The sequence below is a fragment of the Brevibacillus fulvus genome, from assembly GCF_016908525.1.
GTDB classification, from domain to species: domain Bacteria; phylum Bacillota; class Bacilli; order Brevibacillales; family Brevibacillaceae; genus Brevibacillus_G; species Brevibacillus_G fulvus.
Window position 1 is genome coordinate 634,093 of record NZ_JAFBEB010000001.1, and the last position, 25,862, is coordinate 659,954.

The window sequence follows — 25,862 nt, forward strand, 5'->3', positions numbered from 1 at the left end:
CTCCTACTACCTCTTATTATAATCTTACTTTTTGCATGCAACCGCAAGACTCTATGACGATTCGGTGAGAGATTCTGCCAGACAACTGTCCGTTTGTGTGGTTAGTCGATTTGCTTCATGACAGCATCTGCCTGTACAGGTTGCCCGATCAGCTTTTCGGCATACATCCAGTCACTCAGCGTTTGCCAATTGGCTTCTGTTTGGGAGCCAAATGACGCATCGGCGGATTGCATCAAAGGCAGCAAAATATGCAAACTTTGTTTTTCCACCTGTTCGTCCAGCGGAAATTCCTGTGCTTGTTTGCTTAACAACAAGTTCAAGGCTTCTTCCGGATGAGCGTTTACATAAGCCTGCCCTTTTCTGGCAGCTCGCAGGAACGCCGCCAAGGCCGGTTGCTTCTTGTTTAACGTCTCGTCACTCGTCGCCAACACCAGCTCATAATAGTCCGGGATGCCAAAGTCGGTTGGCTTGAATACTTTCAACGACACACCATTTTTTTCGAGCAGGAGCTGTTCGTGGTTAATATAACCGCCGACGATCGCATCCACTTGTTTGCCCGTGAGCGCCGGGATCAGGTCAAAGCCGACATCAGTAAAAGTCAGACCGCTGTCATCGCCGCCATCTGTCTTCACCATATTGCGGACGATCGATTCATCCAGCGGCATCGAAGGAAAGCCGATGCTTTTACCGGCCAGGTCTTTTGGCGATTCAATCCCGCTTTCGCTTCTGACCATCACCGCATTTAACGGATGCTGAACCAATGCGGCGATCGACACAACCGGCAATCCTTCGGAACGAGCCTGGATGATTTGCGGCTGGTAGCTGATCGCCAAATCGAGCTGGTTGGCAGCCGCCAATTTTAGCGGATCATTCGCATCGGACGGCATTTGCAAATGAACGTTGAGATGTTCCTCGCGAAAATACCCTTGTTGTTCGGCGGCAAGCAGGAAAGAATGTACCGCATTCGGATACCAGTCCAAGCCAATCGTCAACTCTGTGATGTCCGAAGCCGACTGGTCTGGGGCTGGTCCCGCGTTTGGAGCGCTTCGTCCATTTTGCGGGGAAGCGTTGCTGCCGCAACCGGACAGCGCTGCCGCCATGATTACAGTCAAGCAAGCGTTTGTGAAAAACTTCCATCTTTTCATAAAAAGCGTTCTCCTTTATTGATTTTGCGTTTCCGCCTGCGGCCGGTCATCCGTTTCTCCAGCAAACCGGCCAGCCAGAACAGCATAATGCCCAAAAAAGATAACAGCAAAACGGAAGCGAACAGCGCAGGCGCCTGAAAATTACCGGACGCTCTTCTGCCAAAGTAACCAAGGCCGGCACTGGCCCCCAGCCACTCGCCGATTGTTGCCCCGGAAACGCTGTAAGTGGCGGCTACTTTTAGTCCGCTGAAAAATTGCGGCAGACTGCTGGGAACCTGCAGCTTGACAAACACCTGCCAACGATTGGCGCCCATCGTCTTGAGCAACTGCACCATTTGCCGGTCGGCGCTGCGGATTCCATCAAACGCGCTGACCACGATCGGAAAAAACGTGAAAAGGATTGTCACGGCAATCTTTCCGGACAGGTCATAGCCAAACCAGAGAATGAACACCGGCGAGAGCGCAATGATTGGAATCGTTTGCGAAATGACCAGGTACGGATATACGAGCCGCTCCACTGTACGGCTGAAATTCATCAAAAAGGTCAGCACAAGCGCGACCAAGATCGACACAGCCAACCCCAGCAAAACTTCACGCAGCGTCACCCACAGATGCAAGCCAAACAAAAGTTCGCGCTGTTGCCATAAAGCGGCCAGTACGGATGAGGGCGGCGGCAAAATGAACGCCGGCATCTGCAGCAGGCGACAAACCGCTTCCCAGACCACGAGGAAGAGGACGATTGACAGCGTAAACCAAACAATATTTTGCCTTCTCCCGTTTGTCATCGGTTGTCTCCCCTTTGCAAGCGCACAGTTGCCGGTTGCCGTGCTTCCCGCAAAACCCTCCAGATTTGCTCGCTGGTCTGCTGGAATTGCGGCAGATGACGATTTCCCACCGTTCGCGGGCGCGGCAATGCGACGTTGAACTCATGAACTTGACGGATGGGCTGTTCGCTCAACACCAACACCCGGTCGGCCAACAAAATCGCCTCATCGATGTCGTGGGTGATCAGGATGATGGTGATGCCCAGCGTTTGCCACATCGACAGCAGCCACTCTTGCATGTCCACCCGGGTAATGCCGTCCAACGCGCTAAACGGTTCATCCAAAAGCAGCACGCGGCATCCCGTGATCGCCGCGCGCAAGAAAGACACCCGCTGCCGCATCCCGCCGGACAGCTCTTCGGGGTAAGCATCGGCCCAATCCGCCAGGCCAAAGCGGTCTAGCTGTTCAATCACCCGTTTGTGCGCCTCCCGTCTGGACAGTCCCTGAATTTCCAGCGGCAACGCGGCATTTTCGACAACTGTCCGCCAGTTCAGCAGCAAATCTTTTTGCGGCATGTAAGCCAGTTTGCCCAGCCGATTCTGCTCTGGTTTGCCATCCAGCTCGATCGTGCCCTCGTCCGGTTGCAACAACCCGTTAGCCAGCTGAAAAATGGTGCTTTTGCCAATTCCGCTCGGGCCAACCAGACTGACAAACTCCCCGCTGTTCACTTGCAACTGTAATTTTTGCAGGACCGGCTGAGTCCCATAAGAGAAGCTTACTTGCGAAAATTGCAGTTTCATCGGATTGGCCAGAGCTCCTCCCGATAGGCCATCTCCCAGAACAAATACTCCATTTTCGAAGTCGTCAGAAAATGCTGTTCCAACCTGGCCCTGTCCGCTTCGCTGCTGTCCGCAGCCAGCCGATCCAGCAAATCGATCAGCCATTGCGCCAATTCGCCAAACTCGTCAGAACTGTATGTACGGACCCATTCGCCGTACAACGGGTGAGCGAGCGCGCCGTCCGCTTTCGCCAGCCGTTTGCCGATTTCCCAATAACTCCACATGCACGGCAATACGGCGCTGACCAGCTCCGCCAACGTCCCCTGATAAGCCACCTTTAGCATATAGCTCGTGTAGGCGTGCATGACAAAGCTCGGTTGACTGCCCTCCAGTTCGGCGGCACTGATGCCAAAGCGCTCGGCATAGGCCCGATGCAAAGCCATCTCCTCATTCAGCGTGGCTTCCTGCAATTTGGCAAAACGCGCGCTCGTTTCCAAATCAACCGCTTTCGTGCTGGCAATGGCAAACAATTTGGCATATTCCAGCAAAAACAAATAGTCTTGTTTCATATAGAAGGAAAAAGTATGCGGGGATAGCGATCCGTCACCCAATCCCGTGACGAACGGATGGCGATGCGTTTGCTCCCAAATCGGCTGCACGGCTTGGTACAACCGCTCACTGATACGGTTCATCTTTTCACCTCTCCTTTGCCTTTCGGAGTGTTGCACCACTCCGTGATAAACTGGGCCAAAACTTTGGCAAATGCGATCAATTCGGCAGGATCAACAGATTCATCGACGCTGTGAGCCTGGTTTAATTCTCCCGGGCCAAAAATGGCAGCAGGGATGCCTTTGTGGGCAAACCAGCCGGCATCATTGACAGAAGGAGACATGGACAACGTTGGCTCCCTTCCGGTCTGTGAAGCGACCGCATGTTGCAACGTTTGCAGCGCTGGATGTCCCTCCGCCAGCTCCAAGGACGGGAAGATTTCCCCCCGCTCCTCGATCATCGAACGGCCGCCCCAGCGAAAAGTTGGCGGATGATGGCGCAGCCAAGGGTCTGCTGCCGCCGCCGCCAGGACATGCTGTTCGATTTCTCGCGCAACGTCCGCAAACGATTCATTCGGATAGAAATGCACCGTAATCCAGAGAGCGCAGCGATCGGCGATAAAAGCGGCATGTCGTCCGCCTTCAATCACCGCCGGATTGATCGTAGTCGTCCCGTGGCCAAAACCGGGATAGCTTTTCGTAACCGCCCAGTGGCGTTCCAACTCCTGCAAAGCAGCGATCACCTTCATCATTTTTTCGATCGCATTGGCCGCAAAAACTCCGCCGCCGGCATGGATCGTTTTCGCCCGCATGCCGTCATGCAGCGTGGTCGGGCTTTCAATCGTAATCCAGCCGGTAATCACGCCGCCTTGTCCTTGTATCCGCAGATGGCTCGTGTCCATCACCAGAGCAAAATCGGCGGTATGTCCCCGTTCGATCGCGGACAGCGTGCCCGCTTCGCCGGCTTCTTCACCGATGACCGATTGAAACAGCAAATCGCCGCGCAGTTCCACGCCGTACTCTTTGAACAATTTCAACACAAACAGACTGGCCGCCATTGCCCCTTTCATATCGGCCACGCCGCGTCCATACAGACGACCGTCGGCTCCCTCGGTCAACGCAAACGGCGGATATTGCCATCCGCGCTCCTCGCCAACCTCGGCCACGTCGATATGACCATTGACAACCAAGCTGTGATAATGCTCCCGATCGCTGCCCGTCCGAATGCCCACCACATTGTCATCACCGGGATAAAGCGTCCAACGATCGACATCAAAGCCAAGGTCGGACAGCTGCTTGGCCAACCATGTCTGGGCTTCATCGGTATTGCGGGCGGGCGGACTGACGGTAGGAAAAGAAACCAATTGCCGCAGGAGAGCGAACAATTCCTCCCGCCGCTCGCTAATCGCTGCTGTAATCTGCGCGAGCATCTTACTCGATCATTCCTTCCAGCGGGCTGCTGGCCGAGGCGTAGCGCTTTTTCGGAATCCGTCCGGCGAGGAAGCCCTTCCGCCCAGCCTGCACGGCCAGTTTCATCGCCTCAGCCATCAGCACCGGATGTTCAGCCTGGGCCACTGCTGTGTTCAGCAACACGCCATCGGCTCCCAGTTCCATCGCTTTCGCACAGTCGGCAGGCGAACCGATTCCGGCATCGACAATCACCGGCACCCGAGCGTCCTCGATAATAAACCGCAAATTGGTTTCATTGAGAATCCCTTGTCCGGAACCGATCGGAGAGGCTCCAGGCATAATCGCATGCACGCCCGCTTCCTGAAGGCGTTTGGCCAAAATCGGGTCATCATTGGTATAGGTCAGGACAATAAAGCCTTCTTCCACCAATCGGCGAGAAGCTTCCAGCGTGCCGATCGGGTCAGGCAACAGCGTCCGCTGATCGCCAATCACTTCCACCTTGATCATGTCGCACAAGCCGGATGCTTTGGCCAGGCGGGCGATGCGCACCGCTTCATCCGCGGTATAGGCTCCAGCCGTATTGGGCAACAGCGTAAATTTTTTCAAATCCAATTGTTCCAAAAAATTGGCGGCGTGCGGATTATCCAGATCCAGGCGGCGGATGGCAAAAGTCAATACTTCCGCCTCCGACACGGCAACCGCTTGGCTTTGCGTCTCCAAATCGGCAAATTTTCCGGTCCCCAACAGCAACCGCGAATGAAACTGATAGGGTCCGATTTTCAATACATCTTCCATTTTTCATCCTCCTCCCACAAAATGAACGATTTCAATCCGATCCCCTTCCGCTACCGGTGTTGTCTCATAACGGGCGCGATCAACGATTTCTCCATTTGCTTCCACGACCACAATCTTGGCTTGCAATTGGAAATAATCCAGCAGTTCATGGACTGTTCTCACATTGTTGACTTCTACGATTTTTCCGTTAACCTGAAGTTGCATCATGTCCCCCCATCGGCACAGAAATGATAAAAAAACAAAAAAGCTCCTTCGCCTGCCGGTCAGCCGACAAGGAAGAAGCAGACATCCTGTTGTGCAAAGCAGATGATAAAAAAACCATCCGCCGCCGGATGGTTATCGCTCATCAGAATGGTTTGGTCAGTGCAAAGCTGCTTCACTGAACAAATCACGCTCATTGTTGATTTACCTCTTCCTCCGCTGGCATGACCCAGGTCAGGTTCTACGGTCAGCAACACCTTCGTTGCAATCTCAGCCGACTATGCTCGGCCCCCGTTTGGCAATGATTATGAAGTTGGGTACGAACTAAAATTACCACGCAGTGTTTCGTTTGTAAAGCAAAATTATCCGGATTGCTTCTCTGCCTTATTCGCCAAAGTAATCCTGACGCAATTGTGTCAACTCTTGCAAGGAACGCTGCCAAAACGCGATTCGTTTTTCTGCGAGCCTCATTTCTTGCAGCAAGGCTTGTTGCAATGATTCCCGATAGTCGGGAACTTCGCCTGCGTACGGCTGCAATTGCCCGATCGGCACGACTGCCTTTTCTTGATAAGCCAGTGCGCGACGCTGATGGAACAACGGTACCTCGACTTCCTGGGGATGATGCAAGTCACCTTGCTCCGGATGCTTCACCACCGCCAAAATTTTGACCACAGCCCGCGGCGGCGTCCATTCTATCAGTTCTGCGATATACTGACCGCTTTTGTAGGTCGCCAAAACCAAATCTCCAGCGTTACCGGCATCAATCGCCATGAAACTTCACTCCTTCGTTACGGTCGTCTTGCTGTTCAACGCCTGTTCCAGTCGATTCGCGGCATGCTCCATCACTTGCTGCACCGGGATGGAGGCAATTCCGCCGCCTTGCGCCATATGCGGATTACCGCCGCCTTTCCCCTCGATCAGGGGAAGAACCTCTTGCAACAGTTGGTTCATCGGATAGTGTACCGCTTGTCCGCTGGCAAACACCAATTGGGTTTTCTCGTTGGCCGCGAACAGCAATGCCACGCTTTGCGATGACAACTCCGCTATGCGCTGTGCCAGCTTTTGCAGCGACGGCATCGGCCGTTGGGAAAAACATGCTGTCACCAACAAGGCGTCTTGTACGGATCGGGCTTGCTGCAACAGCTCTTTTGCTTCTGTATCCAAAAGCCGGGTTTCGGCCGTTTGCAACGCTTTTTTCATCTTCTCCGCTTCTGCCTGCAGCCTATCCACGGCAGCGGGCAGCTCCCGTTCCGGTGCAAGCAATTGCTTGGACAGCGTCTGCAAGGTTTGCATATTTTTGCCCATTTCGGTCAATACGCGCCAGCCACAGATGAACTCCACCCGTACATTTCCTTTGTTTCGCTGCCAGGTCAAGATTTTGATCGGGCCAACTTCGCCGGTATGAGACGGATGCGTACCTCCACACGGATTGTGATCAATATTTTCGATCGTAACGATCCGGATATTTTCCGTGACAGTCGGCTGTTTGCGCAGCGGCATGGCGGACAGTTCTTCCGTTGTCACAAACCGGGCGGTAATCGGCCGGTTTTCAAAGACGATCCGATTGGCTAACTGTTCCGCTTGCCGCGCTGTCTCTTCCGTCAGTTCAGCGGTGGCGATGTCGATCGTCACCCGCTCTGTTCCGAGATGAAAACCAACCGTCGGTGCGCCGAACGTATCATCAAAAACGGCGGAGAGAATGTGTTGTCCGGTATGCTGCTGCATGTGATCGAAGCGGCGTTCCCAGTCAATGCTACCCGTCACCTCCGCAGCGGATTCCGGCAGACTGCGCTCCAAAAAGTGCCTGATCTGCCCGTCGATCTCTTCAACCTCCACTACCCGCACGCCGTTGATCGTGCCAAGGTCGCATGGTTGTCCGCCGCCTGTCGGATAAAAGACGGTTTGCCGCAACACCACGTACGGTCTGCCAGCTTGGTCAACTCCCGCCTCTTCCAAGGTGGAGGTGAAAGTTTGGCAATAAGCGTCTGCGTAATACAATTTGTCGTTGTTCTCCATAATTTCTCCTTGTCGAACGATTTTTTCTGCGTCGTTTATGCTATTTTTTGACCAACAGCGATTCTTGCCGGATAATAAAAAAAGGAGGTGCCCTGTATGGTCAAAAAATATTTTACCGTTGAGGAAGCAAATGAACTTTTACCATATGTAAAATCGGAACTGACTTTTTTGCAAAAGACAAAAGCGGAATTTTATCAAAAGTATCACGAGCTGCAAGCGCTGAAAAAACAGACTTCCGGACAATCTGCCGCTGAAATTGAGTCGGCCGTTTTTGCCTTGGAATGCTCGCTGGAATTTCTCGAGCTGGAGTTGCGCCTTCATATCGAGCGGATTCAAGAAAAAGGCATCCAACTGAAAGACATCGATCTCGGTTTATTTGATTTTCCGGCCTTTGTTGACGGTCGTGAAGTGCTGCTCTGTTGGAAACAAGGAGAGCCCGCCGTCCTGCATTATCACGGACTCGACGAAGGCTTTCTCGGCCGCAAATCGCTCTAGCCGCGCCACCCGCAAATACTGCTGGCGGGAATTGCAACGCTTCTTCCTGCATTCTCCGCCTGCATGCGGCGAAAAACGTTCAGGCGCAATCCTCGATCGCCGCTTCTTTTCTGTTTTTATCTTATCATGTTGCCGCTCAGAAGCAACAGTCTCAGCCATTCTCGTTTTCCCAATACGGCCTTAATTGCTGATACAAATAATCGACCGACTGCAGCGCATAGAACCGCTTCACTTCCCGCCCTTGCGAAAAGACAAGCAGACACGGCACGCTTTGCACCTGCCATGACTGTGCCACGTCCGGCATCGTATTGATGTTGGCTCGGCAAATCGCCAATTGCCCTGCCGACAGCTCCATGATGATTTGCAACATTCGTTCAGCCAGCTTGCATGTGCCGCAAAAAGGCGTGAACAACAACAACGCAAATGTCTCCTGCCGCGCTTGCTTGTGTCTGATCTCTTCCCGGTTCAACAGTCTCATGGCATCCGTCTCCCTCTATGTCCGAATTGATTACGCAAACAAAAACCTTGCAACCTGTTGTCGGCTGCAAGGCTGTCGACCGTTACCCTTTCAGCAAAAACGGATTGCCGTCCGGGTCGGTAAAGCGAGCGAATGTTCCGTTTTGTTGATCTTCCACATAAACGGCAACCGTCGCAATTTGTTTGATCATGCTTTCGATCTCCTTCGCTGCATCGTAATACTCAGATCGTGTCGACTCTACACAACTGTCGGTAAAGGCAGGACGCGGGTCACATTCGGCAAATGATTCAGCGCCGCAATCACTTGTGGATCGATCTGCTCATCCGTCAAGGAGATAAGCAGGGCGTTCTTTCCTTTTTGCTCCCGTGAAACGTTCAGCTTGGATATGTTCAATTGATTTTCCGCCAGGATTCGCGAAACATCATAAATAACCCCTGGATAATCAATATGATAGACCAGGACACCGTGAGCGCCAGCGGTAATGCGGCAGGTGCAATAATTGACTTCCCCAATATACACATCCCGGTAATCCCGCGCCAACAAATAGCGGTTGCCGGCGACTTTCACGATGGCCAGCTGATTCGAATACTCGCCGGAACTGGACTGTACGCGCACATCTGTGCCCAAACCGGCCAAAAGCGCGGCTGTCATCTCGCTTTGCCGTTCATGCGCTAATATGTTGAGACTGGCCTCGGTCCAATCCGGTTCCAACAAACGGATCATTTTCGCCAAACTCGTCAATTGGCTGAATTCCTCCATATTCCCACACACCTTCAATCATTCGCAGCTATTCAAAAATCCATGCTTCTTTTTCTTTTATTATAGAAGAGTAATTGTTGGCGCGATACCAGGCTGTCATCGTTTTACCGTCTTTTGCGTAGGTAATTTTGAATACGGTGTTCCCCTTCCCGCTCTCGCCAAACGGGCTATCCTCTTGCGATACAATCTCAATATGCTGGACTTCGCCCTGATGTGTGGCGATCACCTGTTTGATCTCCTGGACATGCTGTTCGTTTGCTCCCCGCATGCCAAAAAAACCGATCAAACCCATGACGACGGCCAGCAATAAAAAGCCGATTACGACCACTTTTGATTTCGTTGTAGCTTCCACTCGGTTCTCCTATCCTTTCTGCTATCATGCCATCGGTGTAACTTGGTCGATCGTGCCGCCGCCAAGACAAACCTCGCCATCGTAAAAGACGACTGCTTGTCCGGGCGTTACCGCTTTTTGCGGTTCGTCAAACAGCACTTCCCATGTGCCGCCTTCCGCTTGACGCACCCGCACCCCTTGATCAGGCTGACGGTAGCGGAATTTCGCCGTACAAACCAATTCACCTTCCGGCTGTTTGCCGCTTACCCAACTGACCTCTGTCGCTATCAAGCTGGTGGAATACAGCCGCGGATGTTTGGCGCCTTGACCGACGACCAGCACATTGCGTTTGAGATCTTTGTCCACAACAAACCAAGGTTCCCCGCTCGTTCCGACGCCGCCGCCAATCCCCAAACCTTGCCGCTGTCCCAATGTATAATACATCAATCCATCGTGGCGGCCAATCGTTTCGCCTTCAACCGTCTGAATGTCGCCAGGTTGCGCCGGCAAGTAATGCTGCAAAAACTCGCGGAAGTTCCGTTCGCCGATAAAGCAAATCCCCGTGCTGTCTTTTTTCTTGGCGGTAGCCAGTCCGGCTTGCTCGGCGATTTCGCGCACTTTTTGCTTCGGCAGGTGGCCGATCGGAAACATCGTTTTGGAAAGCTGATCCTGGTTGAGCAAATTGAGAAAATACGTTTGGTCTTTGTTGGCGTCGATGCCCCGCAACAGTTTGAACTCGCCATCCCGTTGCTCCACGCGGGCGTAATGGCCGGTGGCAATGAAGTCGGCACCCAAATCCATCACTTTGTTGAGCAGCTCGCCAAATTTGATTTCCCGGTTGCACATCACATCTGGGTTCGGCGTCCGGCCCCGTTTATATTCATCCAAAAAGTATTGGAAAACTTTTTCCATGTATTCTTTTTCAAAATTGACCGTGTAATACGGAATGCCAATCTGGTCACAGACGCGTCTGACATCTTGGAAATCGTCTTCCGCCGTGCAATGGCCAAATTCATCGGTATCATCCCAGTTTTTCATAAAAATTCCGATCACATCGTAACCTTGCTGTTTTAACAAATAGGCAGTTACAGAAGAATCGACGCCACCAGACATTCCTACTACGACACGCGTCTCTTCAGGTCTTTTCATGTTCTGACTCCTTCTTGAAAAATATCTTTTCTATACAGCTTACCACGTTTCTCAAAAAGAATCATGTTTGAAGATACAAAAAGAGACAGCGCAATGCAAGTCATGCGACCGCTCGAGACGAGCAAGCTGACAAATCCGTTCCCGGATGCATAAAAAAACTGCCTGAACATATACAGGCAGATCAGCAGTTGTAAAAAGAACATTATTGTTGGTCGGACACTTCGTCCTTGATTTCGGCGCGGAATCCTTCGATGCTTTCCTCACGACGCCGGTTTTTTTGCATGATGTTGCTTCGTTCCTCGGCGGAGATTTCATCTTCATGGGCATTCAGATAGTCTTTGGCTTCATCCATGTTTTCCATCGTGTTGGAAATCATCTTCTGAAGTTTTTCTGCGTTGTCTGAACGATCATCCGGCTTTGCCATACCTAACACCCCTTTGGGAAACAGTTGTCTTACGTTAAGCAGTTTGTACAACCTCGGGGCAGTTTATGTATGCGCCAAACGCTCAAGATCTGCCGATACGGCCATAAACAAAAAACAAACCGTATGTAAAGATGGCCAAGTACAGGACAGTATCCCAAAGACCGACCCGATAATATTCATACAGGATTCCCAGCGCCATCGAAAACGACCGGATCAAGACGTAGCCGACAAAAAACTTCAGAAAAAATGAAACCCACTCCTGTGACAAAACAGAAAGCCTCCTTATCTCACTTTCTTCATTCCTTTTTTATTATAAGCCTGATACGCTCGTTGGTGTCATTTGATTTTGTGCAATTTTGGCAGAAGATGAAAAAGATTTGAAAAAAAGCGAACCGTTTTGTAGTATAACGATATGTCAGAATAGTTGCCATTTTCTTGCGCACGCAACGATTGTGGCTATCCAAGGGGTGCGTGATTGTGTTTGTCACCGGTTTTTTGTTAAGTTTGTCGCTTTGTCTCGATTTGGGCATCGTTAATGTGGCCATGGTCAAGACCGGCATCGAACGAGGCTTTTTGCCTTCCCTCTCCCTCGGCTTTGGCTCCTGCTTCGGAGATTTGGCCTATGCTTTGCTGTCAATGGTCGGGATGACCCTTTTGCTTGAATATACGGTTGTTCGCTGGATATTATGGATCGGCGGAACCTTGTTTTTGCTGAAACTGACCTATGACATGCTGAAAGAGGCTTTCCGCGGCAAACAGCTTTCCATGAGTGGGGACCCGCTGCAAAAAAAACCAAACTTGCTTGGCTTGTTTGGCAAAGGCGTGGCATTAGCGATGGCTTCGCCGAGTGCCATTCTCTGGTTCGCCACAGTCGGCGGCAGTCTGATCGCTGCGCAAACCGCCCACGCGCAGACCGGCTACCTTCAGTTTCTCGCCGGATTTTTTACGGCCGGCTTGCTCTGGTCGCTTGTCATCGCCTTTCTCAGTTCACGCGGCCGAAAACTGATGGGCGGCAAACTGCTACGCTCATTTTCCATCACTTCTGCGCTGATCTTTCTGTATTTCGCTGCCCATGTGTTCTGGAATGGCTATACCGAATTTGTCGCTTTGTAAAAAGTCAGCTTGTCTCCGGCCTGCGCCGCCATTTATACAACTGCGGCATGAAGGAAAAAGAGTGTTGGAAGACAGCGTCCGGCGATCCGTCGGAGGCGATTTGCCCCTGGTAAAGAATCGTCACCCGATTGGCATACGCGAGCGCAAATTCCACGTCATGCGTGATGACGACCGTGCTTTTCACTCCGGGCAACTGATGCAGCAAGTGATTGAGCTTGTCTTTTTGCCGCTGGTCCAGGCCGCGTGTCGGCTCATCCAAAATCAGCAGTTCCGGACTGGCTGCCAGCAAAATCCCCAAAGCAAGCCGCTGCCGCTCCCCGCCGCTTAAATCATGAGGATGACGATCGCGATAGAGCGACAACCCGGTAACATCGAGCAAAGCCGCCAACGTCCAATCGGCTTTTCCCGGATTTCCGAGGGCAAAAGTCAACTCTTGCTCCACGGTTTCATATAAAAAGTAATCGCTCGGATTTTGCGACAGATACCCGATTCTGCCGTGCATCAATGACTGGTTCGCATGAATGGCATGGCCTTCCCAGGACAATGTCCCTTGTCGCAGCGGGACTGCTCCGGCCAGCACTTTGGCCAGTGTGCTTTTGCCTGCGCCATTTTCCCCCAACAACGCGATCCGCTCGCCTGCGCCAATGGTATAGGACAGTTGATGCAGCACATCCCGCCCCTTTTCATAGCCAGCTGTGCCATGTTCCAAGACGAGCAAAGGCGCACGCGTTTGTGCCGCTGTCGAAGCAGTCTCGGCCGGCTCCCGCTGTTCGGCTGTATTTGACTGCGCCCGCGCTTCTTTGACGGTTATCGGTACATGCTCTCGCTGACCGCCAGATGGCTTCAGAAAATGCCGGGTAATTGGCGGCAAGTAATTTTGCCATTCCGGGACAGAATCCGCTGCCAGTTGGATAAACCCCCGCGGTGAACCATCGTATGCGACCCGCCCCTGGTCGAAAAAGAGGATGCGATCGGCAAGATGGAAACAGCGATCTACTCGATGCTCGCTCATCAACACCGTCAGCCCCCATTCTTCATTCAGCCGCCGCAACACATGAAGCACCGCTTCGGCATGGACCGGATCGAGCTGTGAAGTCGGCTCGTCCAACAGCACCACCCGCGGATACAAAGTCAGCAAACTGGCCAAAGCAAGCCGCTGCTTTTCTCCGCCGCTGAGCGTGTAAGTTGCGCGATGCAGCCAATCTCCCAGACCAAACAGATGGCTGATCTCGGCCAGTCGGCTCCGCATCTCTGTCCACGGCAATCCGATATTCTCCATCGCAAACACCAGTTCGCGTTCGACCGTATCCAGCAAAATTTGCCGCTCAGGGTCCTGATTGAGCAAGGCAAGCGAACGGACTACCTCCCGCTGCGACAACGTATGCAGCTCTTTGCCGGCAAACATGACGTTTCCGCTGATGGTTCCGCCATAAAACCGCGGAACCAGCCCGTTCAACGCCCGCAGAAAGGTCGATTTGCCGCTCCCGCTCGCTCCGAGCAACAGGACAAACTCTCCTTCTTCGATCTTGACCTGGATGTTTTGCAAAGCTGGCTGCTCGGCTTCCGGATATTGATAGGTAAGTTGTTCGCAACTGCACAGCACCATCGTCACATTTCCTCCCCTCTGCGAAACCAAATGATCGGCACAATTGATAAAAGCAGAAAACAGCCCAATCCAAACAGGTCACCAAGCGGATCGGGCCAGGAAAAAAGCGGAAAAAAGGCGAATTGACCTACACCCAGCCCTTTGGCATACAGTGCAAATGCAAACGGCAGCAAAAGCAGCAGGACCCCGGTTTTTTCCCGTGGCCGCAACGCCATTCGCTGGTAGCTCGACCTTTTCCCGCTGCCAAACCCGCGCGCGTACAATGTTTCCGCTGTCAGCCATGCTCCTTCCAGTGCGCTGTGCAACAAAGGACGCAGCAACAACCAGCTATACCGAACCTGTCCCAACCCGTTTGCCCGCTGTGGTTCCAGTCCCCGCAGTTTGGCGGTTTCCCGAATTCGCCGGTATTCGTGCTGCAGGAATGGAACCAGGCGAATGGACAAAAGCGCTGTGGTAACAAAGCGAGGCGCCGCTTCGGCAAACAGGAAAAAAAACCGGTCATGATCAACCAACCGTTGAAACAGTTGGGAGACGAGCAGCAAAATCACCAGACGGATGACGCCGCAAAGCGAATAACTCAGCTCTTCCACCGTCGCATCCAGCCGTCCCAAATAGGGCAAAATCGGCCCTTTCCACAGATAGGTTCGCCCTTCATGCAAAACAAGCGTGTTCAAGCATAAATAGGCGAACCCGAACAGCAACGTCATTGCAAAAAACGGCCGCAACTGCGCAAATGCCCCTTCTTGTTTTGCCCAGACAGCGATCAATACCAGTTGTCCACAGAGAAACAATGGATGCAGTTCCCATAAAAACGCAAACAGCAGCTGTGTCGCCAGATGCAATACAACAATCGCCGGATGGGCGATTTGCCAAACATTCCGTTCTGCCTCACTTTTCACCGTCCGCACCTCCTTTCCATGCCGGAAAACGGGCGATCACCAGACGGCGATGGTAACGCGCCAAAATTCTCGCCGTATTTTGCGCAAACAGCGCGGAAAAGAAAAAATTCCCCAACGCATGCGCGGCATCAAACGGCAGGGAACTGACATACAGGCCGATGAATGTACGAAAATTGGCCAATGCCCCCATTCCGGTATAGATCCACAAATTCATGATCCAGCCGTAGAGAAAACCCCACAGCGTACAATGAACGATAAACAGCCAACGTCTGCCTGGCCGGTCCAACAGCGGCGCCGCACCGCGCTTGCGCAGTTTTCCCAGCAAGCCGGAAGAAGCGCCGCAAAGCCCCCAGGCCAGCATTTGCCACACCGTCCAAGGACCTTGTCCCAAAAACAGATTGGAAAACAAGGGCGTGATCGCTCCGACCAAAAACCCGGCACGCGCGCCAAAAATATACCCGCTCAACATGATCAGGAAACTGCTCGGCTGGACGCTCGGGAGCACAGCAAACGGTATGCGGACGATTGCCGCCAAACTGCCCAGCGTGGCTACGACCGCAAGCTTTTTTTCATCCATTCTCGCTTTTTCCGCCACCAGCAGAATCAGCGCAAACAGGGAAAGCAGCGCGACCAGCAGCACAATGCCTATATTCATTGCTGAACCTCTTTATCGACAATCGGCAGTTGGATTTTTTGCTGCTGATTGAGTACGACAGAAAAATACGGTTGCAAGGGCCATTGCTCAGCTTCATCGGTCCGCAGCAAAGCAGCCGCATTCTCAACCCCTTGGCGGTCCGTACCGGACACGATCCACAACGGCTGGCGGGTTGCAGGATGGATCGTGGCCAGAAGCGTTCCTGTCCCTCCGCTGGTCCACACTTTCCGCGGCTTTCCATATTGATCAAACGTACGAATGCCGTCAGCCGTCAGTTCGGCAAACAGTCCGAGCTGCTGCTTTTGCTCCCATAGCGACCGAAGAAACGCAGAGTTGGCCAACGCTTTGCTGTCACCGACCAGGATCAGCGGATGAGCCGCCTGCAATTCTTCATCATTCCAAGCGATTTGCTTGACTTGCCCGGCTTTGTGCGCTGTCAGCCACGCCGCCGTTTGCCTGGCCAGCGCTTCATAACCGGGACTAGCCATCACCACGGCAGTCTGCGCCGCTTCTGCAGCCGCATCAACAAATGGGTGCGGATAGGCTCCGATTTGCGCGGGCGTATTGATCGCATATTTCCAGCTGTGATAATCCCACCAAACGACGTCTCCCGCTTTCACCGTATATTCGGTCGCGGCTACTTCCGCCGCCTTCCCGTTGACATAGTAAAACCAGTCCTGCTTTTGCTCCCCAGAACCGGTCGAGCCGATTCCCATGATCGACTGAACAAACGAGCCATTGTAGCTTGTTTCTACCTCGTCGACTGTATCCTGTAACAGATCGCTCACCGTTTCGGCTTGTCCGATCGGCACTTGTTCATCCAGCAAAGTGCTGGCGCCAAAATCGCGCGTGATCCACAAGTGCGCAATCGGCTGCTCTGGTTGCTTATCTGGTTGCGGTGTTACGGAAGTTTGTCCTTGAGGCAGCGGACGCTCGTTTGTCTGCGCTTCGCGATATTGATAAAGTCCCACCGCAGCGGCAAGCAAAAAAACGCAGACCATTGCGATCGTCAACCATTCTTTGCGTTTCACGTTAATCCTCCCTTGGTAATCCCAGTAGAAAAAATTTTGGGGCAAAAGAGGTCAGAAAAAAACCTCCCTGCAGACAGAGAGGTGCGAAAAGACGTTCGAATCCCCTACATCAAAGACTAGCGGACCGCGATCGACACCCCTCTTTTGTTACACCCGCAAAAGTAGGATTCAAACCGCTTGGCAGGTCTCCTGGCTCGCACATCAACCGCAACTCATGCCTTCCCGGCCAACCGCGGCCAGTGGCTTTTCGTTTGAGCAACGTCCGTGCATACAGTAGCGGGGACTGCAGTGGCTTCTCACCACTTTCCCTTTTCAATGACCATTCCGGTCATCACCGAAGCGGAGTCGTTATGAAGTTATGTTAGGGTGCGCAACAAGATTCTCCGATTTGCCATGCCCCCGCCGCCTTGCGCATCTTGCGGATGTCGCTGATCGCCTCCTTGTTCAAGTGACCGTAAATGTGCGGGTACAACAAGCCGTCTTTTGCCCGTTCATACAGAATGGGGGCGGTAACTTGCGATTCGTCAATAACCAGCAACAGCAGCTCTTGTTCAAAATCAGGATAGACCCTGTTGGCCACCCGTTCCACCAAGTCTTCCCCTTTTGTCGCGTGGATGAACCCTTCCTCATCATAATCTCTCGGCACGTAATCACGGCGCTCGGCAAATTGTTGCCAATACTCAGACGGCACCAGACAGTAGATCGTCGACATGTCTGCATCGCTCCTTTCACTTCTGCTGTTTTATGGCATTATCTATATGACGAATTGCCTTTTGATACGTCATTTCGCTGATTTGCCCTTTTTCAAAAATCCAAACGTAGTAATTGCGCAGCGATAGCAGGTCGACCCAAGCATCCTTCGACTGCGGATTATTTCCCGGCACTTCTCCCGTTACGTCTCCATCCCGGACGATTTTTGCCAGCTCGGTTGGATGTATGCCGATTTTATAGGCAATCTGGTAGATCGGGATATTCATTCTAACCACCTCTCTTCGCTGTAAACATCCGAATTCTTATTGACTCTGCGCCCAAACGTTCCGTGCACGCTTGTCAACAACCAGCAAGAGTGTATCATGCTCTATCTGTTTAAGCAACAATCGGACGGCGGTCGGCGAACCGTTCCGCGCGTTTTCTCACGGGCATAGCCGCCAGCAAGAATGAACAAATTAGGAAGGCAAGGAGGTGAATGCATCCATGGCCAAGCGAGAAGAACGCTCCGCTATGACCGCTCGACAAGCTGCGGAACAGATTCAAAACAGCTCCCCCGACTCGGCGGCAAACTTGACGTCAACAGAATTCGCCAGTGAACAGGCGGCAGCCAATCGTCAGCAAAATCAAATGTTTTCCGCACCAGGCAAACGTTCTGCAGAAAATGAAACCACTTCCTGAACAACAACTGGCCCTCCCCTTTGCGGAGGCCTTTCTTTTTCCCGCGTCCCTTCACCGGCAAAGCGACTTTTTCGCCAGACCTGTTGAAATTTGCCTTCCTGTGACATTCTCCCCTTTCCCTCGGCCGGCGATTGGCATATGCAATAGTAATCGGAAAGGGGTGACAACTTGTCAACGAACAATCGAATCGTCAACAGCAGTTTTTCCGAGGGATCATTGGCTCCTTGGTTTGCCGATCATGTGGAGCTCGATCGAACATACAGCCAAACCGGCTCGTTCAGCGCGAGATTGGAGGGAGGCGCGGTCAATGCCTATCTTGGGCAAACCGTTGCCGCCGAAAGCGGTCAAAGCTTTACCCTGCAGGTGACTTTGGGCAAATTTGCCCCCATCGCCAGCCCGCCGGTCTCCATTTCGATCGCTTTTTATAACGACGCTTTTCAACTGCTGGAATACGGACTCGTCTACAATCTGACCAGCGGCGAAGTCCCTGAACAAGCATGGCTTGACCTGCTTTTGGTCACGACAGACGCACCTGCGTCGACGGCCCGGGCAATGGTGCTGATCAACAAACTGCCGCTCGAGGAAAGCGCCGCGCTGTTTGTGGATCGTTTGACACTGACCGCACATTCGGACAAAGCGGAACAGCCGGATGTCAGCAAATCGCAACGAACGCTCGACGGCGTCCTGCCATCGTCCCCGTTTCCCCTCCGCACAGCTTACGGACATGTCTGCAATAATACCCGACAGATCGTTCATCCGAATTCAACCGTCTCTTTCGATCGCAAAGGAATCTGCGAGCAAGTGCTGCACCCTGCTCCCGACATGTTGCAAATCGTGCTTGACGGGGACTACCTGCTCCTGTTTGATGTGCTTGTCCAAAATCAGACGGCGGAATTTTACCAGTCTGCCTTCCATGTGACGGTCGATCATCAATCGCAAGCAACAGCCAGCTATGGGCAGGAATTTTCCGCCCCGATCAGCGGATGCTTGCAAATCACCGGTTCCAGCATTCTCAGGCTTGCGGCCGGCCAGCAAATCCGCCTGCTCAACGCCGGCAACTTTCCGGTGACCTTGCCAGCCGTGCTGGGCGTCGACTCCTTGAATCATGTCAATGCCTCGCTCCGCCTGGTTCGTTTGGGTCCCTAGCAACGGGATGCCAGCGGGACCGTTCCGTAAATAAATTACTTTTCATGTTAGAAATTATGACATATAATTACCTCAAAAAGTAGCGGAGGTGTCCCGCCTTGTCAAAGATCGTCATACGCGACGCTGAACCAAATGATTTGCCGGCCTTGTTGGCCATTTACAATTATTCTGTCCGATCATCCGCGGCAACCTTTGATTTGCAAGAACAGACGTTACAACAGCGTCAAGCATGGTTTGCCAAATACAATGAAAACTATCCGCTGTTGGTCGCGGAGGAAGCCGGAGCGATTGTCGGCTACGCCTGCTTTGGCAAATATCGCGACAAACCTGCGTACCAACAAACCGTGGAATCGTCGGTCTATGTTGATCATCGCCACCAGGGAAAGGGAATCGGCAAGCAGTTAATGCAGCGCTTGATTGAACGGGCGAAACAGCTCCAATACCATGTGATGATCGCAGGGATCACGAAAGGAAATGAAAGCAGTGTCGTGCTGCATGAACGACTCGGCTTCCAATATGTCGGCGTGTTTCGGGAAGTTGGCTTCAAATTTGGCCAATACCAAGATGTGGAGTTTTATCAGCTGTTTCTTTGATGAAAGGAAGAATGGGATCGCCTGGCGCGTCTTTGCAAAAATCGGCAGCAAGGCGCAAGCTGCCGGATTCGTTCGTTATTTTCGAACCCTGACCACACTTCCCCTGTTATGGGCCAACAGTTCCTGCGGACTTAGCCTGGTTAATGAAAACGGTGAGCCTCCTCCCGTATACAGATAAGGAACCTCCATGACTTTCGGATCAATCAGAAACGTTGCCGGAAAACCGAAGGACGGAACACCGCCGGCAGGGAACCCTGTCTTTTCCAGGATTTCCGTTTCCGTCGCCAGCCGCGGAGGGCTTGACTGCAATGCTTTCGCTACCCGACTGGTACTGGCGCGATCTTCTCCTTTGACAATGGCAACGATCAAGCGTTCGTCATCTGCGACCATACAGATGTTTTTGACGAAGTGCTGAATGGGTTCGTTCACCGCTGTCGCCGCTTCCGTAACCGAATGGCAGGAGTGCGCGAGAATGATATGTTCGGCCTGTAAACCGGAATCGGCGATGAAATCGATCACTTTTTGATGATACAAGTCCATTTAAAATTCCCCCGATTTGAAATAAGCCATCATCTGTTCTTCCCCCGAATCATCAACCGGAAAAAAGCCACACTTGGCAAAAAAACGATCGGCGGCGGTATCCGCCGGCGAAGTGAGCACCCAGTCTGTCTCGGATGCGGCCTTGACAAAATTGACCAACTGTTCGCCAATCCCTCTTCCCCGGTACGCAGGATGGACGATGACGATGCCAATCAAGGTATAGGGACGATGTTGTTTATGAGCCGATCGTTCTTTTTGAAAATGAATCACGCCAAGCAATTGCCCTTGATCCCAGTAACCATAAGCGGGCAGCCCTTCTTCCATCATATCGCCCATCGCCAGCAGCATGCCGGTTTCATTCCCTTCCTGCTGGGCGAACAGTCGGGCAAACCTCTCAAGTTCCTCTTTACGGATTGGTCGGATTTCAGCCATAGTCCCTCCTGAACATGCAGATCTGTATGTATTGTTTGCAATTAACCGAGCGGCTGCTTTTTGGGCAATACTATCCCCCATCAGGAGGGAAAACCGATCATGAGTAAAAATGAAGCGAAGAAAACAATGAGATTTTGGATCTTTTCGGGAGTTGTCGCCATGCTGGCTGCGCAAATCCCGTTCTTGCTCAAAATACTGCTGCCGCCGTCAGCGATCGACCAAGCAATCCCGCAGCAACCTTCGCGAAAATGGATTTGGCTATTGCTGGCGATCATCCTCATTTTGCTTGCTGTCATTGTTTGGTTGGCAATTCGCGCAAATCGCTAACAGCCATTGCTGTTCAACACGATCCTTCCGTTGGTAAATATAATCAGACCTGCTAAAATGAAAGGAATCGCTACGCCCAAATTGCTTTTGAGGTGATTCCTTTGTGGGTTTCGATCGTTCTGTTTTTGCTGGCCGGCCTGGCTGAAATCGGCGGAGGCTATCTGGTTTGGCTATGGTTGCGGGAAGGCAAACCTTTCTGGTTGGGGTTGGTCGGCGGCCTGATCTTGATTCTCTACGGCATCATCCCTACCCTGCAAACGTATCCCGCGTTCGGCCGCATCTATGCCGCTTATGGCGGCCTTTTTATTGTCCTTGCCCTTCTGTGGGGCTGGTGGATCGACCACAATCGTCCCGATCTGTATGATTGGATCGGTGCGCTATTTTGTCTGCTCGGCACAGCGATCATATTGTTTGCGCCGCGTCCCGGCTGACACAAGCATTGGTACCATTTGCATAGAATCAGGGATACCCGCCAGGGAAACGCTAGTCTTGTAACTCTTAACAAAAGGTGGGCTTATCCGTGGCAACTGTACTTTACATTACCGCACATCCAAATGACGAAACACAGTCATACAGCATGGCGGTGGGCAAAGCGTTCATCGACGAATACAAAGCGGCCCACCCCGACGATCAAGTGATCCATCTTGATCTGTACAAGGAAAATATTCCATACATCGATGCTGATGTATTCAGCGGCTGGGGCAAGCTGCGCTCCGGCAGTTCCTTTGATCAGCTCTCCGCAGAGGAAAAAGCCAAAGTCGGCAGATTGTCCGAACTGACCGATCAATTCGTCGCCGCAGACAAGTATGTCTTTGTTACACCGATGTGGAACTTCTCTTTCCCGCCGATTATGAAGGCTTACATCGACTCGATTTGTACAGCCGGAAAAACCTTCAAATACACAGAACAAGGTTCGGTGGGGCTGCTGACGGACAAAAAAGCGCTGCATATTCAGGCCCGCGGCGGGATTTATTCGGAAGGTCCGATGGCGGAATTGGAAATGGGCCATCGCTTTCTGTCAGTCATCATGAAATTTTTCGGGGTTCCTTCCTTCGAGGGCTTGTTTGTGGAAGGACACAACCAGTATCCGGATCGGGCTGAACAGATCAAACAAGACGCAATCGCCAAGGCGAAACAATTAGCGAAAACTTTCTAGCCGACAAACAGCAGTTCCACACGGGCTGCTGTTTTTCTTTCATCAAGGTTACGCCTGTGCGGTCAACGGATGTTTGAAAGCGGCCGGCCAGCGATACCCGGCGGGAACCTTCGCAAACATGACTTCACTTCCCGCGTATGGTGTTAGCTGAAAATCAAGTTCCCGGTCGTCGGGAGTAAAATGAAACACAATTTCCGTCGTTTCTGTCCGAACGATTGATTTCAATATGTTGTCGAGACGAATCGGCTTTTTGCTGATGATGTCAAACAAATGCAGTTGCGCTTGATCAGCCTGAAAAATGACAATCGCTTCTTCCTCGGGCAAATAATACGCGTCTTGGCGAAACGCCGACAGGCAATAAAACATAAACAGCTCCGCCGTGTGCGTCGCGGAAAAAATACGGGAGAGCGGAACTCTGTCGCGGGCAAATTCAAAGAGAAACTGTTGATCTTCCCGCTTGCTCCCATCAAGTTTGCGCAAGTTCCGTGTCGCGGGCACATGTGCATAGTGCAATCTATACTGTTGTTCGGGCACGGGACGAAAACCGTATTTTGGATAAAAATCCAACACCGTTCGGTTTGCAAACAAGTACAAAACAGTTGATGGGCTGTCCCAATCAGCCAAAACCCGCTGCATCAGGCTGTTCGCCAACCCTTTGTTGCGGTATGCGGGATCGGTCATGACGGTTCCGATTTGAACCGCCGGCTTGCATTCCCCTTCCACCAACAGCGTGATCTTATTCACGGAGACATTGGCAACGACACGCCCCTCATCAACAAAGGAATAAGGAATATACTTGTCCGTCCAGTAACCCGCTTGATACCACGTTTCCAAATCTATGCCGAATGTGCGTTCGGCCAGTTCATGCAAACTGGCGCGATATAGTTCCTCTGTTTGATACCCTTTTAAAAATCGGAATGGTTCCATCGAATAACTCTATTCCTCTCAAAAAGTAGATCCTATCCACCATACTACCAGTCGAATTATACAAATGAAACCATTTTCCTGTCAGGCCGACTTCTGTTTTTTGGCCATATTTCGCACAAACGTTAAATTTCCCACGACAATCGTCAGCAAGATTGGATATAAGAGTGCCGAATACCAAAATTTCCACCCGTGGTAATAAAAGTAGCCCGCTTTAAGCGAAACCCATTCGTAGATGAGGGAAAAGATTGACCAGCCCAGTATATAGCAAACTTTTGCACCCCACCGTTTGCCGGAAGGAATGTAATTGACATACAAGATGCTAATCGCCGGATAGATCCCCAGGATGACAAGCAAATCCCTCCATTCCGCATTCTCGTTAAAATAACCATACAGATGGTACTTGGCGCTGAAAATAAAATCCAATAACAGCTGAAAAAAGCAGGAAAACAGCATCGTAGCGTAAATCTCGATATGAGACAGCCGTTTAGGCACCAAAAAAGCGCACGCATTGAACAGCAAGATGGAGGCAACCAACACAATCAACCGTATCACCATTTTTCTGTTTTTCTCATCCTAGCTTTTCCTCGCTTGCTTTCGCCTAAACGGACCTATTACGCCAGAAAGTCTTATAAATTTCCTTTTATTGGTAATGATAGTTGACAATATGAACTCCAAGGTGATTTTTTTATGCACGTGCTTATTGGCCTGTACGTTATTTTTTGGCGCTGGGGGGACTGGCGAAACTGGGCACGGTACCATCCCACCATGCTCTACTATGCCGCCGGCAACCTGCTTTATCAATATTTGACGGCCAATCATTACCTTTGGCGACTGCTTCCTGATCGTTTTCTGAACCATACCTTGACGGAATTGCTCTACACCTTCCTGATCTTCCCTGGCACAGCCCTGCTTTTTCTTGGCAATTTCCCCGCTTCTCGCGGCGGAAAGTGGAGGCACTATGTACGCTGGTATCTGCTCTATGTCGGGATGGAATCGGTGTTCGTCCTGACGCATCACATCGATTACCAATATGGCTGGAACTTGTTATGGTCCGCTCTGTTTGACCTGATCATGTTCCCAATGTTGCATCTGCATCACAAAAGACCGCTCGTCGCGTACGGGCTTTCCGTTCTTATCATCATCATTTTGGTATGGTACTTCAACGTTCCGATCCATATTCCGATCGAACAGCGAAAATAAATCGAACAGCCTTTCCAAAAACAGGCTGATGAATGGTGATCCGTCCATTCCTTCCCTGACGCTATTCATATGATGTAGTGAATGTTTCCTGCATGTCAGCCGTCATGAGCATGGGAGAGGAGTGGTGCAATGCGTATTCTCGCCTTATTATCGTTCGACATTTTCAGCTGCTCCATCGGCAAGGCGTTGGAAAGTCTCGGACATGAAGTGTGTTATCTGGGAAGTTTTGAGTTGGATCAGTTGGACCAAACAATCGAGGAATTCCAACCCGATCTGGCCTTCAGCATGGGATGGGATATTTGGCATGTGAACTATTCCAATGAAGGACGTATCCCCGCCGTCAAGGAGATTTTGCACAAGCACAATCTGTTTCACGTCTATTTTGCCGAAGAAGATTGGCTGCATCATGATGCCTGGTCGCGCATTTATGTGTCCGAGATTCAGCCCAATTTTGTCCTGACAAGAAGTGCTGCCTGCATCGAGCGTTACGAGCAAATGGGCGTACCCGCCGCCTTTTTTGATGTTGGTTGCAACCCTGAGTTTCACAAACCGGTTCCGTTCGAACCCGCCTATGCTTGCGATGTCGCCGTCACAGCCAACCCTCACTTTGGTTTTGGCGAAATCCGGGAAAAAAGCATCTCAGATCTGGTTCTCCCTCTATTCGATCAACCGTTTCACACCAAAATCTGGGGAAGAGGCTGGGATCAATTGCAGCATTATTTTGCGGGGGTATCAGCGCCTGCTCACATGCTGCAGGGAAGCTTGCCGTTCACGGAAACACCGAAGGTATACAATTCGGCGAAAATCTCGATCAGCGTGCAAACCTGTAACGATCAGTTAAGCAACCGGACCTTTGATATTTTGGCAAGCGGCGGCTTCCTGCTGACTTCCGATACACCTTGTGTCAGGGAAAAGCTGACTCCCGGGGTGCATTGTGTTGTCTCCAGCTCGCCGCAAGAAACGATTGAGCTGATCCAATATTATTTGGCTCATCCGGACGAACGGGCAGAAATCGCCAATGCCGGACGCAAATATGCCATCGAGCATTTTGCTTATCAAAAGACATTGACCACGATCTGGCCGACTATACTCCAATACTACACCGCTTTCCGGAAAAATCCGGTGGAAAACCGCCCGAAAATCACCCTTGAGCTTGAGAAAATGTCCTTTGATGATTGGTCTTCCTACAATGCTCTCAATACTCGCCCTGGTTATTTGCTGGCTGGCGGAGAAGTAAACAGTTTTGTGCAAAAAATAATTCCCGTTCAAACGAATGAGCTCGGTACCTTGGCCGTCACTGCGGCCCGCCAACAAATCGGAAACCATCCGGAATTAAACACCATTGTGCAATATCTCAATAGCGATTATCTGTTCATTTCCTACGGGTTGGCCGCAACGGTCCCAATCAAAAGCCCCTCCCGCCAAACGATTACCTATTCATTGGCAAAGGTTCCGGAGAACGCCCGCTATGCTTTGGTGATTCTCAATAAACTTCCCCAGCCATCCAGCGCTCCGATTGTGTTGCAAAAAGTGGAGATACAGCGACAACAATAG

The 25,862-nt window shown here is 51.7% G+C and carries 36 protein-coding genes and 2 riboswitches; of the genes, 10 read left to right on the forward strand and 26 right to left on the reverse strand.

All coding sequences use genetic code 11. The annotated features are described in order from the left end of the window. Positions 1 to 101: 101 nt before the first annotated feature. From JOD01_RS03130 to JOD01_RS03170, 10 genes are all read right to left on the reverse strand, one after another. The gene (locus JOD01_RS03130) at positions 102 to 1,145 is read right to left on the reverse strand and encodes an ABC transporter substrate-binding protein (RefSeq protein WP_204516739.1); all 1,044 of its coding nucleotides are present in this window, start codon (positions 1,143 to 1,145) and stop codon (positions 102 to 104) included. Continuing rightward, positions 1,142 to 1,930 (reverse strand): ABC transporter permease, encoded by a 789-nt coding sequence (locus JOD01_RS03135; RefSeq protein ID WP_204516740.1) that lies wholly within the window; start codon positions 1,928 to 1,930, stop codon positions 1,142 to 1,144. Before JOD01_RS03135 ends, JOD01_RS03130 begins: the two co-directional genes overlap by 4 nt. Then, positions 1,927 to 2,709 (reverse strand): ABC transporter ATP-binding protein, encoded by a 783-nt coding sequence (locus JOD01_RS03140; protein WP_204516741.1) that lies wholly within the window; start codon positions 2,707 to 2,709, stop codon positions 1,927 to 1,929. The genes JOD01_RS03135 and JOD01_RS03140 overlap by 4 nt, the downstream gene beginning before the upstream one ends. After that, positions 2,706 to 3,380 (reverse strand): thiaminase II, encoded by a 675-nt coding sequence (tenA, locus tag JOD01_RS03145; RefSeq protein WP_204516742.1) that lies wholly within the window; start codon positions 3,378 to 3,380, stop codon positions 2,706 to 2,708. The genes JOD01_RS03140 and tenA overlap by 4 nt, the downstream gene beginning before the upstream one ends. Further along, positions 3,377 to 4,666, reverse strand: a complete 1,290-nt coding sequence (locus tag JOD01_RS03150; RefSeq protein ID WP_204516743.1) for an acetylornithine deacetylase — start codon at positions 4,664 to 4,666, stop codon at positions 3,377 to 3,379. The genes tenA and JOD01_RS03150 overlap by 4 nt, the downstream gene beginning before the upstream one ends. A gap of 1 nt (position 4,667) precedes the next feature. Then, positions 4,668 to 5,441, reverse strand: a complete 774-nt coding sequence (locus tag JOD01_RS03155; RefSeq protein ID WP_204516744.1) for a thiazole synthase — start codon at positions 5,439 to 5,441, stop codon at positions 4,668 to 4,670. A gap of 3 nt (positions 5,442 to 5,444) precedes the next feature. Next, the gene (gene thiS / locus JOD01_RS03160; protein WP_204516745.1) at positions 5,445 to 5,645 is read right to left on the reverse strand and encodes a sulfur carrier protein ThiS; all 201 of its coding nucleotides are present in this window, start codon (positions 5,643 to 5,645) and stop codon (positions 5,445 to 5,447) included. Between the two features lie 59 nt (positions 5,646 to 5,704). Beyond that, positions 5,705 to 5,839 (reverse strand): hypothetical protein, encoded by a 135-nt coding sequence (locus JOD01_RS19820; RefSeq protein WP_275581910.1) that lies wholly within the window; start codon positions 5,837 to 5,839, stop codon positions 5,705 to 5,707. Then, a riboswitch (TPP riboswitch) is annotated at positions 5,837 to 5,947 on the reverse strand. Its footprint overlaps the gene before it by 3 nt. A 79-nt stretch (positions 5,948 to 6,026) precedes the next feature. Further along, on the reverse strand, positions 6,027 to 6,413 hold the full coding sequence (gene kapB, locus JOD01_RS03165) for a kinase-associated lipoprotein KapB (protein ID WP_204516746.1): 387 nt from the start codon (positions 6,411 to 6,413) through the stop codon (positions 6,027 to 6,029). 6 nt (positions 6,414 to 6,419) lie between these two features. Then, complete coding sequence (locus tag JOD01_RS03170) at positions 6,420 to 7,661, reverse strand: alanyl-tRNA editing protein (protein WP_338028515.1); 1,242 nt, start codon at positions 7,659 to 7,661, stop codon at positions 6,420 to 6,422. 93 nt (positions 7,662 to 7,754) lie between these two features. On the opposite strand from JOD01_RS03170, the gene JOD01_RS03175 reads away from it, so the two are divergent. Continuing rightward, positions 7,755 to 8,153: a DUF2203 domain-containing protein gene (locus JOD01_RS03175; protein WP_204516748.1), complete on the forward strand. Its 399-nt coding sequence runs from the start codon at positions 7,755 to 7,757 to the stop codon at positions 8,151 to 8,153. Between the two features lie 151 nt (positions 8,154 to 8,304). On the opposite strand, the gene JOD01_RS03180 is transcribed toward JOD01_RS03175, so the two are convergent. The 6 genes from JOD01_RS03180 to JOD01_RS03205 form a co-directional block, all read right to left on the reverse strand. Then, positions 8,305 to 8,631, reverse strand: a complete 327-nt coding sequence (locus JOD01_RS03180; RefSeq protein WP_204516749.1) for a thioredoxin family protein — start codon at positions 8,629 to 8,631, stop codon at positions 8,305 to 8,307. A 237-nt stretch (positions 8,632 to 8,868) separates the two neighbouring features. After that, positions 8,869 to 9,390, reverse strand: a complete 522-nt coding sequence (locus JOD01_RS03185) for an ACT domain-containing protein (RefSeq protein WP_204516750.1) — start codon at positions 9,388 to 9,390, stop codon at positions 8,869 to 8,871. A gap of 28 nt (positions 9,391 to 9,418) precedes the next feature. After that, complete coding sequence (locus JOD01_RS03190; protein ID WP_204516751.1) at positions 9,419 to 9,742, reverse strand: hypothetical protein; 324 nt, start codon at positions 9,740 to 9,742, stop codon at positions 9,419 to 9,421. Between the two features lie 24 nt (positions 9,743 to 9,766). After that, complete coding sequence (mnmA, locus tag JOD01_RS03195; protein ID WP_204516752.1) at positions 9,767 to 10,870, reverse strand: tRNA 2-thiouridine(34) synthase MnmA; 1,104 nt, start codon at positions 10,868 to 10,870, stop codon at positions 9,767 to 9,769. Positions 10,871 to 11,072: 202 nt separating this feature from the next. Further along, complete coding sequence (gene tlp / locus JOD01_RS03200) at positions 11,073 to 11,294, reverse strand: small acid-soluble spore protein Tlp (RefSeq protein WP_204516753.1); 222 nt, start codon at positions 11,292 to 11,294, stop codon at positions 11,073 to 11,075. Between the two features lie 82 nt (positions 11,295 to 11,376). Further along, positions 11,377 to 11,562, reverse strand: a complete 186-nt coding sequence (locus JOD01_RS03205) for a hypothetical protein (RefSeq protein ID WP_204516754.1) — start codon at positions 11,560 to 11,562, stop codon at positions 11,377 to 11,379. Between the two features lie 209 nt (positions 11,563 to 11,771). Here JOD01_RS03205 and JOD01_RS03210 point away from each other — a divergent pair, with 209 nt between their 5' ends. Further along, positions 11,772 to 12,407: a LysE family transporter gene (locus JOD01_RS03210; protein ID WP_338028511.1), complete on the forward strand. Its 636-nt coding sequence runs from the start codon at positions 11,772 to 11,774 to the stop codon at positions 12,405 to 12,407. A gap of 4 nt (positions 12,408 to 12,411) precedes the next feature. Here the strand turns inward: JOD01_RS03210 and JOD01_RS03215 are convergent, their stop codons facing one another. From JOD01_RS03215 to JOD01_RS03240, 6 genes are all read right to left on the reverse strand, one after another. Beyond that, positions 12,412 to 14,013 carry an ABC transporter ATP-binding protein gene (locus JOD01_RS03215; protein WP_204516756.1) on the reverse strand — a complete coding sequence of 534 codons (1,602 nt, stop codon included), beginning with the start codon at positions 14,011 to 14,013 and terminating at the stop codon, positions 12,412 to 12,414. Positions 14,014 to 14,015: 2 nt separating this feature from the next. Further along, positions 14,016 to 14,912, reverse strand: a complete 897-nt coding sequence (locus JOD01_RS03220) for an energy-coupling factor transporter transmembrane component T family protein (protein ID WP_204516757.1) — start codon at positions 14,910 to 14,912, stop codon at positions 14,016 to 14,018. Beyond that, positions 14,902 to 15,567: an ECF transporter S component gene (locus tag JOD01_RS03225; RefSeq protein ID WP_204516758.1), complete on the reverse strand. Its 666-nt coding sequence runs from the start codon at positions 15,565 to 15,567 to the stop codon at positions 14,902 to 14,904. The genes JOD01_RS03220 and JOD01_RS03225 overlap by 11 nt, the downstream gene beginning before the upstream one ends. Continuing rightward, on the reverse strand, positions 15,564 to 16,598 hold the full coding sequence (locus tag JOD01_RS03230; protein WP_204516759.1) for a DUF4430 domain-containing protein: 1,035 nt from the start codon (positions 16,596 to 16,598) through the stop codon (positions 15,564 to 15,566). The genes JOD01_RS03225 and JOD01_RS03230 overlap by 4 nt, the downstream gene beginning before the upstream one ends. A gap of 162 nt (positions 16,599 to 16,760) precedes the next feature. After that, positions 16,761 to 16,953, reverse strand: a riboswitch (cobalamin riboswitch). A gap of 6 nt (positions 16,954 to 16,959) precedes the next feature. Beyond that, entirely contained in the window at positions 16,960 to 17,310 is a 351-nt protein-coding gene (locus JOD01_RS03235) for a DUF952 domain-containing protein (RefSeq protein WP_204516760.1), read from the reverse strand. Between the two features lie 16 nt (positions 17,311 to 17,326). Next, complete coding sequence (locus JOD01_RS03240; protein WP_204516761.1) at positions 17,327 to 17,575, reverse strand: hypothetical protein; 249 nt, start codon at positions 17,573 to 17,575, stop codon at positions 17,327 to 17,329. A 217-nt stretch (positions 17,576 to 17,792) separates the two neighbouring features. Between JOD01_RS03240 and JOD01_RS03245 the strand changes: the two genes are divergently transcribed. The 3 genes from JOD01_RS03245 (at position 17,793) to JOD01_RS03255 (ending at position 19,726) form a co-directional block, all read left to right on the forward strand. Next, positions 17,793 to 17,987 (forward strand): hypothetical protein, encoded by a 195-nt coding sequence (locus tag JOD01_RS03245; RefSeq protein ID WP_204516762.1) that lies wholly within the window; start codon positions 17,793 to 17,795, stop codon positions 17,985 to 17,987. Positions 17,988 to 18,155: 168 nt separating this feature from the next. Beyond that, complete coding sequence (locus JOD01_RS03250; protein ID WP_204516763.1) at positions 18,156 to 19,133, forward strand: NTTRR-F1 domain; 978 nt, start codon at positions 18,156 to 18,158, stop codon at positions 19,131 to 19,133. Between the two features lie 107 nt (positions 19,134 to 19,240). After that, the gene (locus tag JOD01_RS03255) at positions 19,241 to 19,726 is read left to right on the forward strand and encodes a GNAT family N-acetyltransferase (RefSeq protein ID WP_204516838.1); all 486 of its coding nucleotides are present in this window, start codon (positions 19,241 to 19,243) and stop codon (positions 19,724 to 19,726) included. Positions 19,727 to 19,801: 75 nt separating this feature from the next. On the opposite strand, the gene JOD01_RS03260 is transcribed toward JOD01_RS03255, so the two are convergent. Continuing rightward, complete coding sequence (locus tag JOD01_RS03260; protein WP_204516764.1) at positions 19,802 to 20,266, reverse strand: aminoacyl-tRNA deacylase; 465 nt, start codon at positions 20,264 to 20,266, stop codon at positions 19,802 to 19,804. Further along, entirely contained in the window at positions 20,267 to 20,698 is a 432-nt protein-coding gene (locus JOD01_RS03265) for a GNAT family N-acetyltransferase (protein WP_204516765.1), read from the reverse strand. A gap of 99 nt (positions 20,699 to 20,797) precedes the next feature. Here JOD01_RS03265 and JOD01_RS03270 point away from each other — a divergent pair, with 99 nt between their 5' ends. The 3 genes from JOD01_RS03270 (at position 20,798) to JOD01_RS03280 (ending at position 22,181) form a co-directional block, all read left to right on the forward strand. Further along, the gene (locus JOD01_RS03270) at positions 20,798 to 21,025 is read left to right on the forward strand and encodes a hypothetical protein (RefSeq protein ID WP_204516766.1); all 228 of its coding nucleotides are present in this window, start codon (positions 20,798 to 20,800) and stop codon (positions 21,023 to 21,025) included. 101 nt (positions 21,026 to 21,126) lie between these two features. Continuing rightward, positions 21,127 to 21,456 carry a YnfA family protein gene (locus JOD01_RS03275; RefSeq protein ID WP_204516767.1) on the forward strand — a complete coding sequence of 110 codons (330 nt, stop codon included), beginning with the start codon at positions 21,127 to 21,129 and terminating at the stop codon, positions 21,454 to 21,456. An 89-nt stretch (positions 21,457 to 21,545) separates the two neighbouring features. After that, positions 21,546 to 22,181: an FMN-dependent NADH-azoreductase gene (locus tag JOD01_RS03280; RefSeq protein ID WP_204516768.1), complete on the forward strand. Its 636-nt coding sequence runs from the start codon at positions 21,546 to 21,548 to the stop codon at positions 22,179 to 22,181. 48 nt (positions 22,182 to 22,229) lie between these two features. Here the strand turns inward: JOD01_RS03280 and JOD01_RS03285 are convergent, their stop codons facing one another. Together JOD01_RS03285 and JOD01_RS03290 are read right to left on the reverse strand one after the other, a co-directional pair. Further along, positions 22,230 to 23,108 carry a GNAT family N-acetyltransferase gene (locus tag JOD01_RS03285; RefSeq protein WP_204516769.1) on the reverse strand — a complete coding sequence of 293 codons (879 nt, stop codon included), beginning with the start codon at positions 23,106 to 23,108 and terminating at the stop codon, positions 22,230 to 22,232. An 81-nt stretch (positions 23,109 to 23,189) separates the two neighbouring features. After that, a complete protein-coding gene (locus JOD01_RS03290; RefSeq protein ID WP_204516770.1) occupies positions 23,190 to 23,663 on the reverse strand; it encodes a CBO0543 family protein in 474 nt (157 codons plus the stop codon). A gap of 132 nt (positions 23,664 to 23,795) precedes the next feature. Here JOD01_RS03290 and JOD01_RS03295 point away from each other — a divergent pair, with 132 nt between their 5' ends. Together JOD01_RS03295 and JOD01_RS03300 are read left to right on the forward strand one after the other, a co-directional pair. Then, positions 23,796 to 24,308: a CBO0543 family protein gene (locus tag JOD01_RS03295; protein WP_204516771.1), complete on the forward strand. Its 513-nt coding sequence runs from the start codon at positions 23,796 to 23,798 to the stop codon at positions 24,306 to 24,308. A 129-nt stretch (positions 24,309 to 24,437) separates the two neighbouring features. Beyond that, positions 24,438 to 25,862 (forward strand): glycosyltransferase family protein, encoded by a 1,425-nt coding sequence (locus JOD01_RS03300; protein WP_204516772.1) that lies wholly within the window; start codon positions 24,438 to 24,440, stop codon positions 25,860 to 25,862.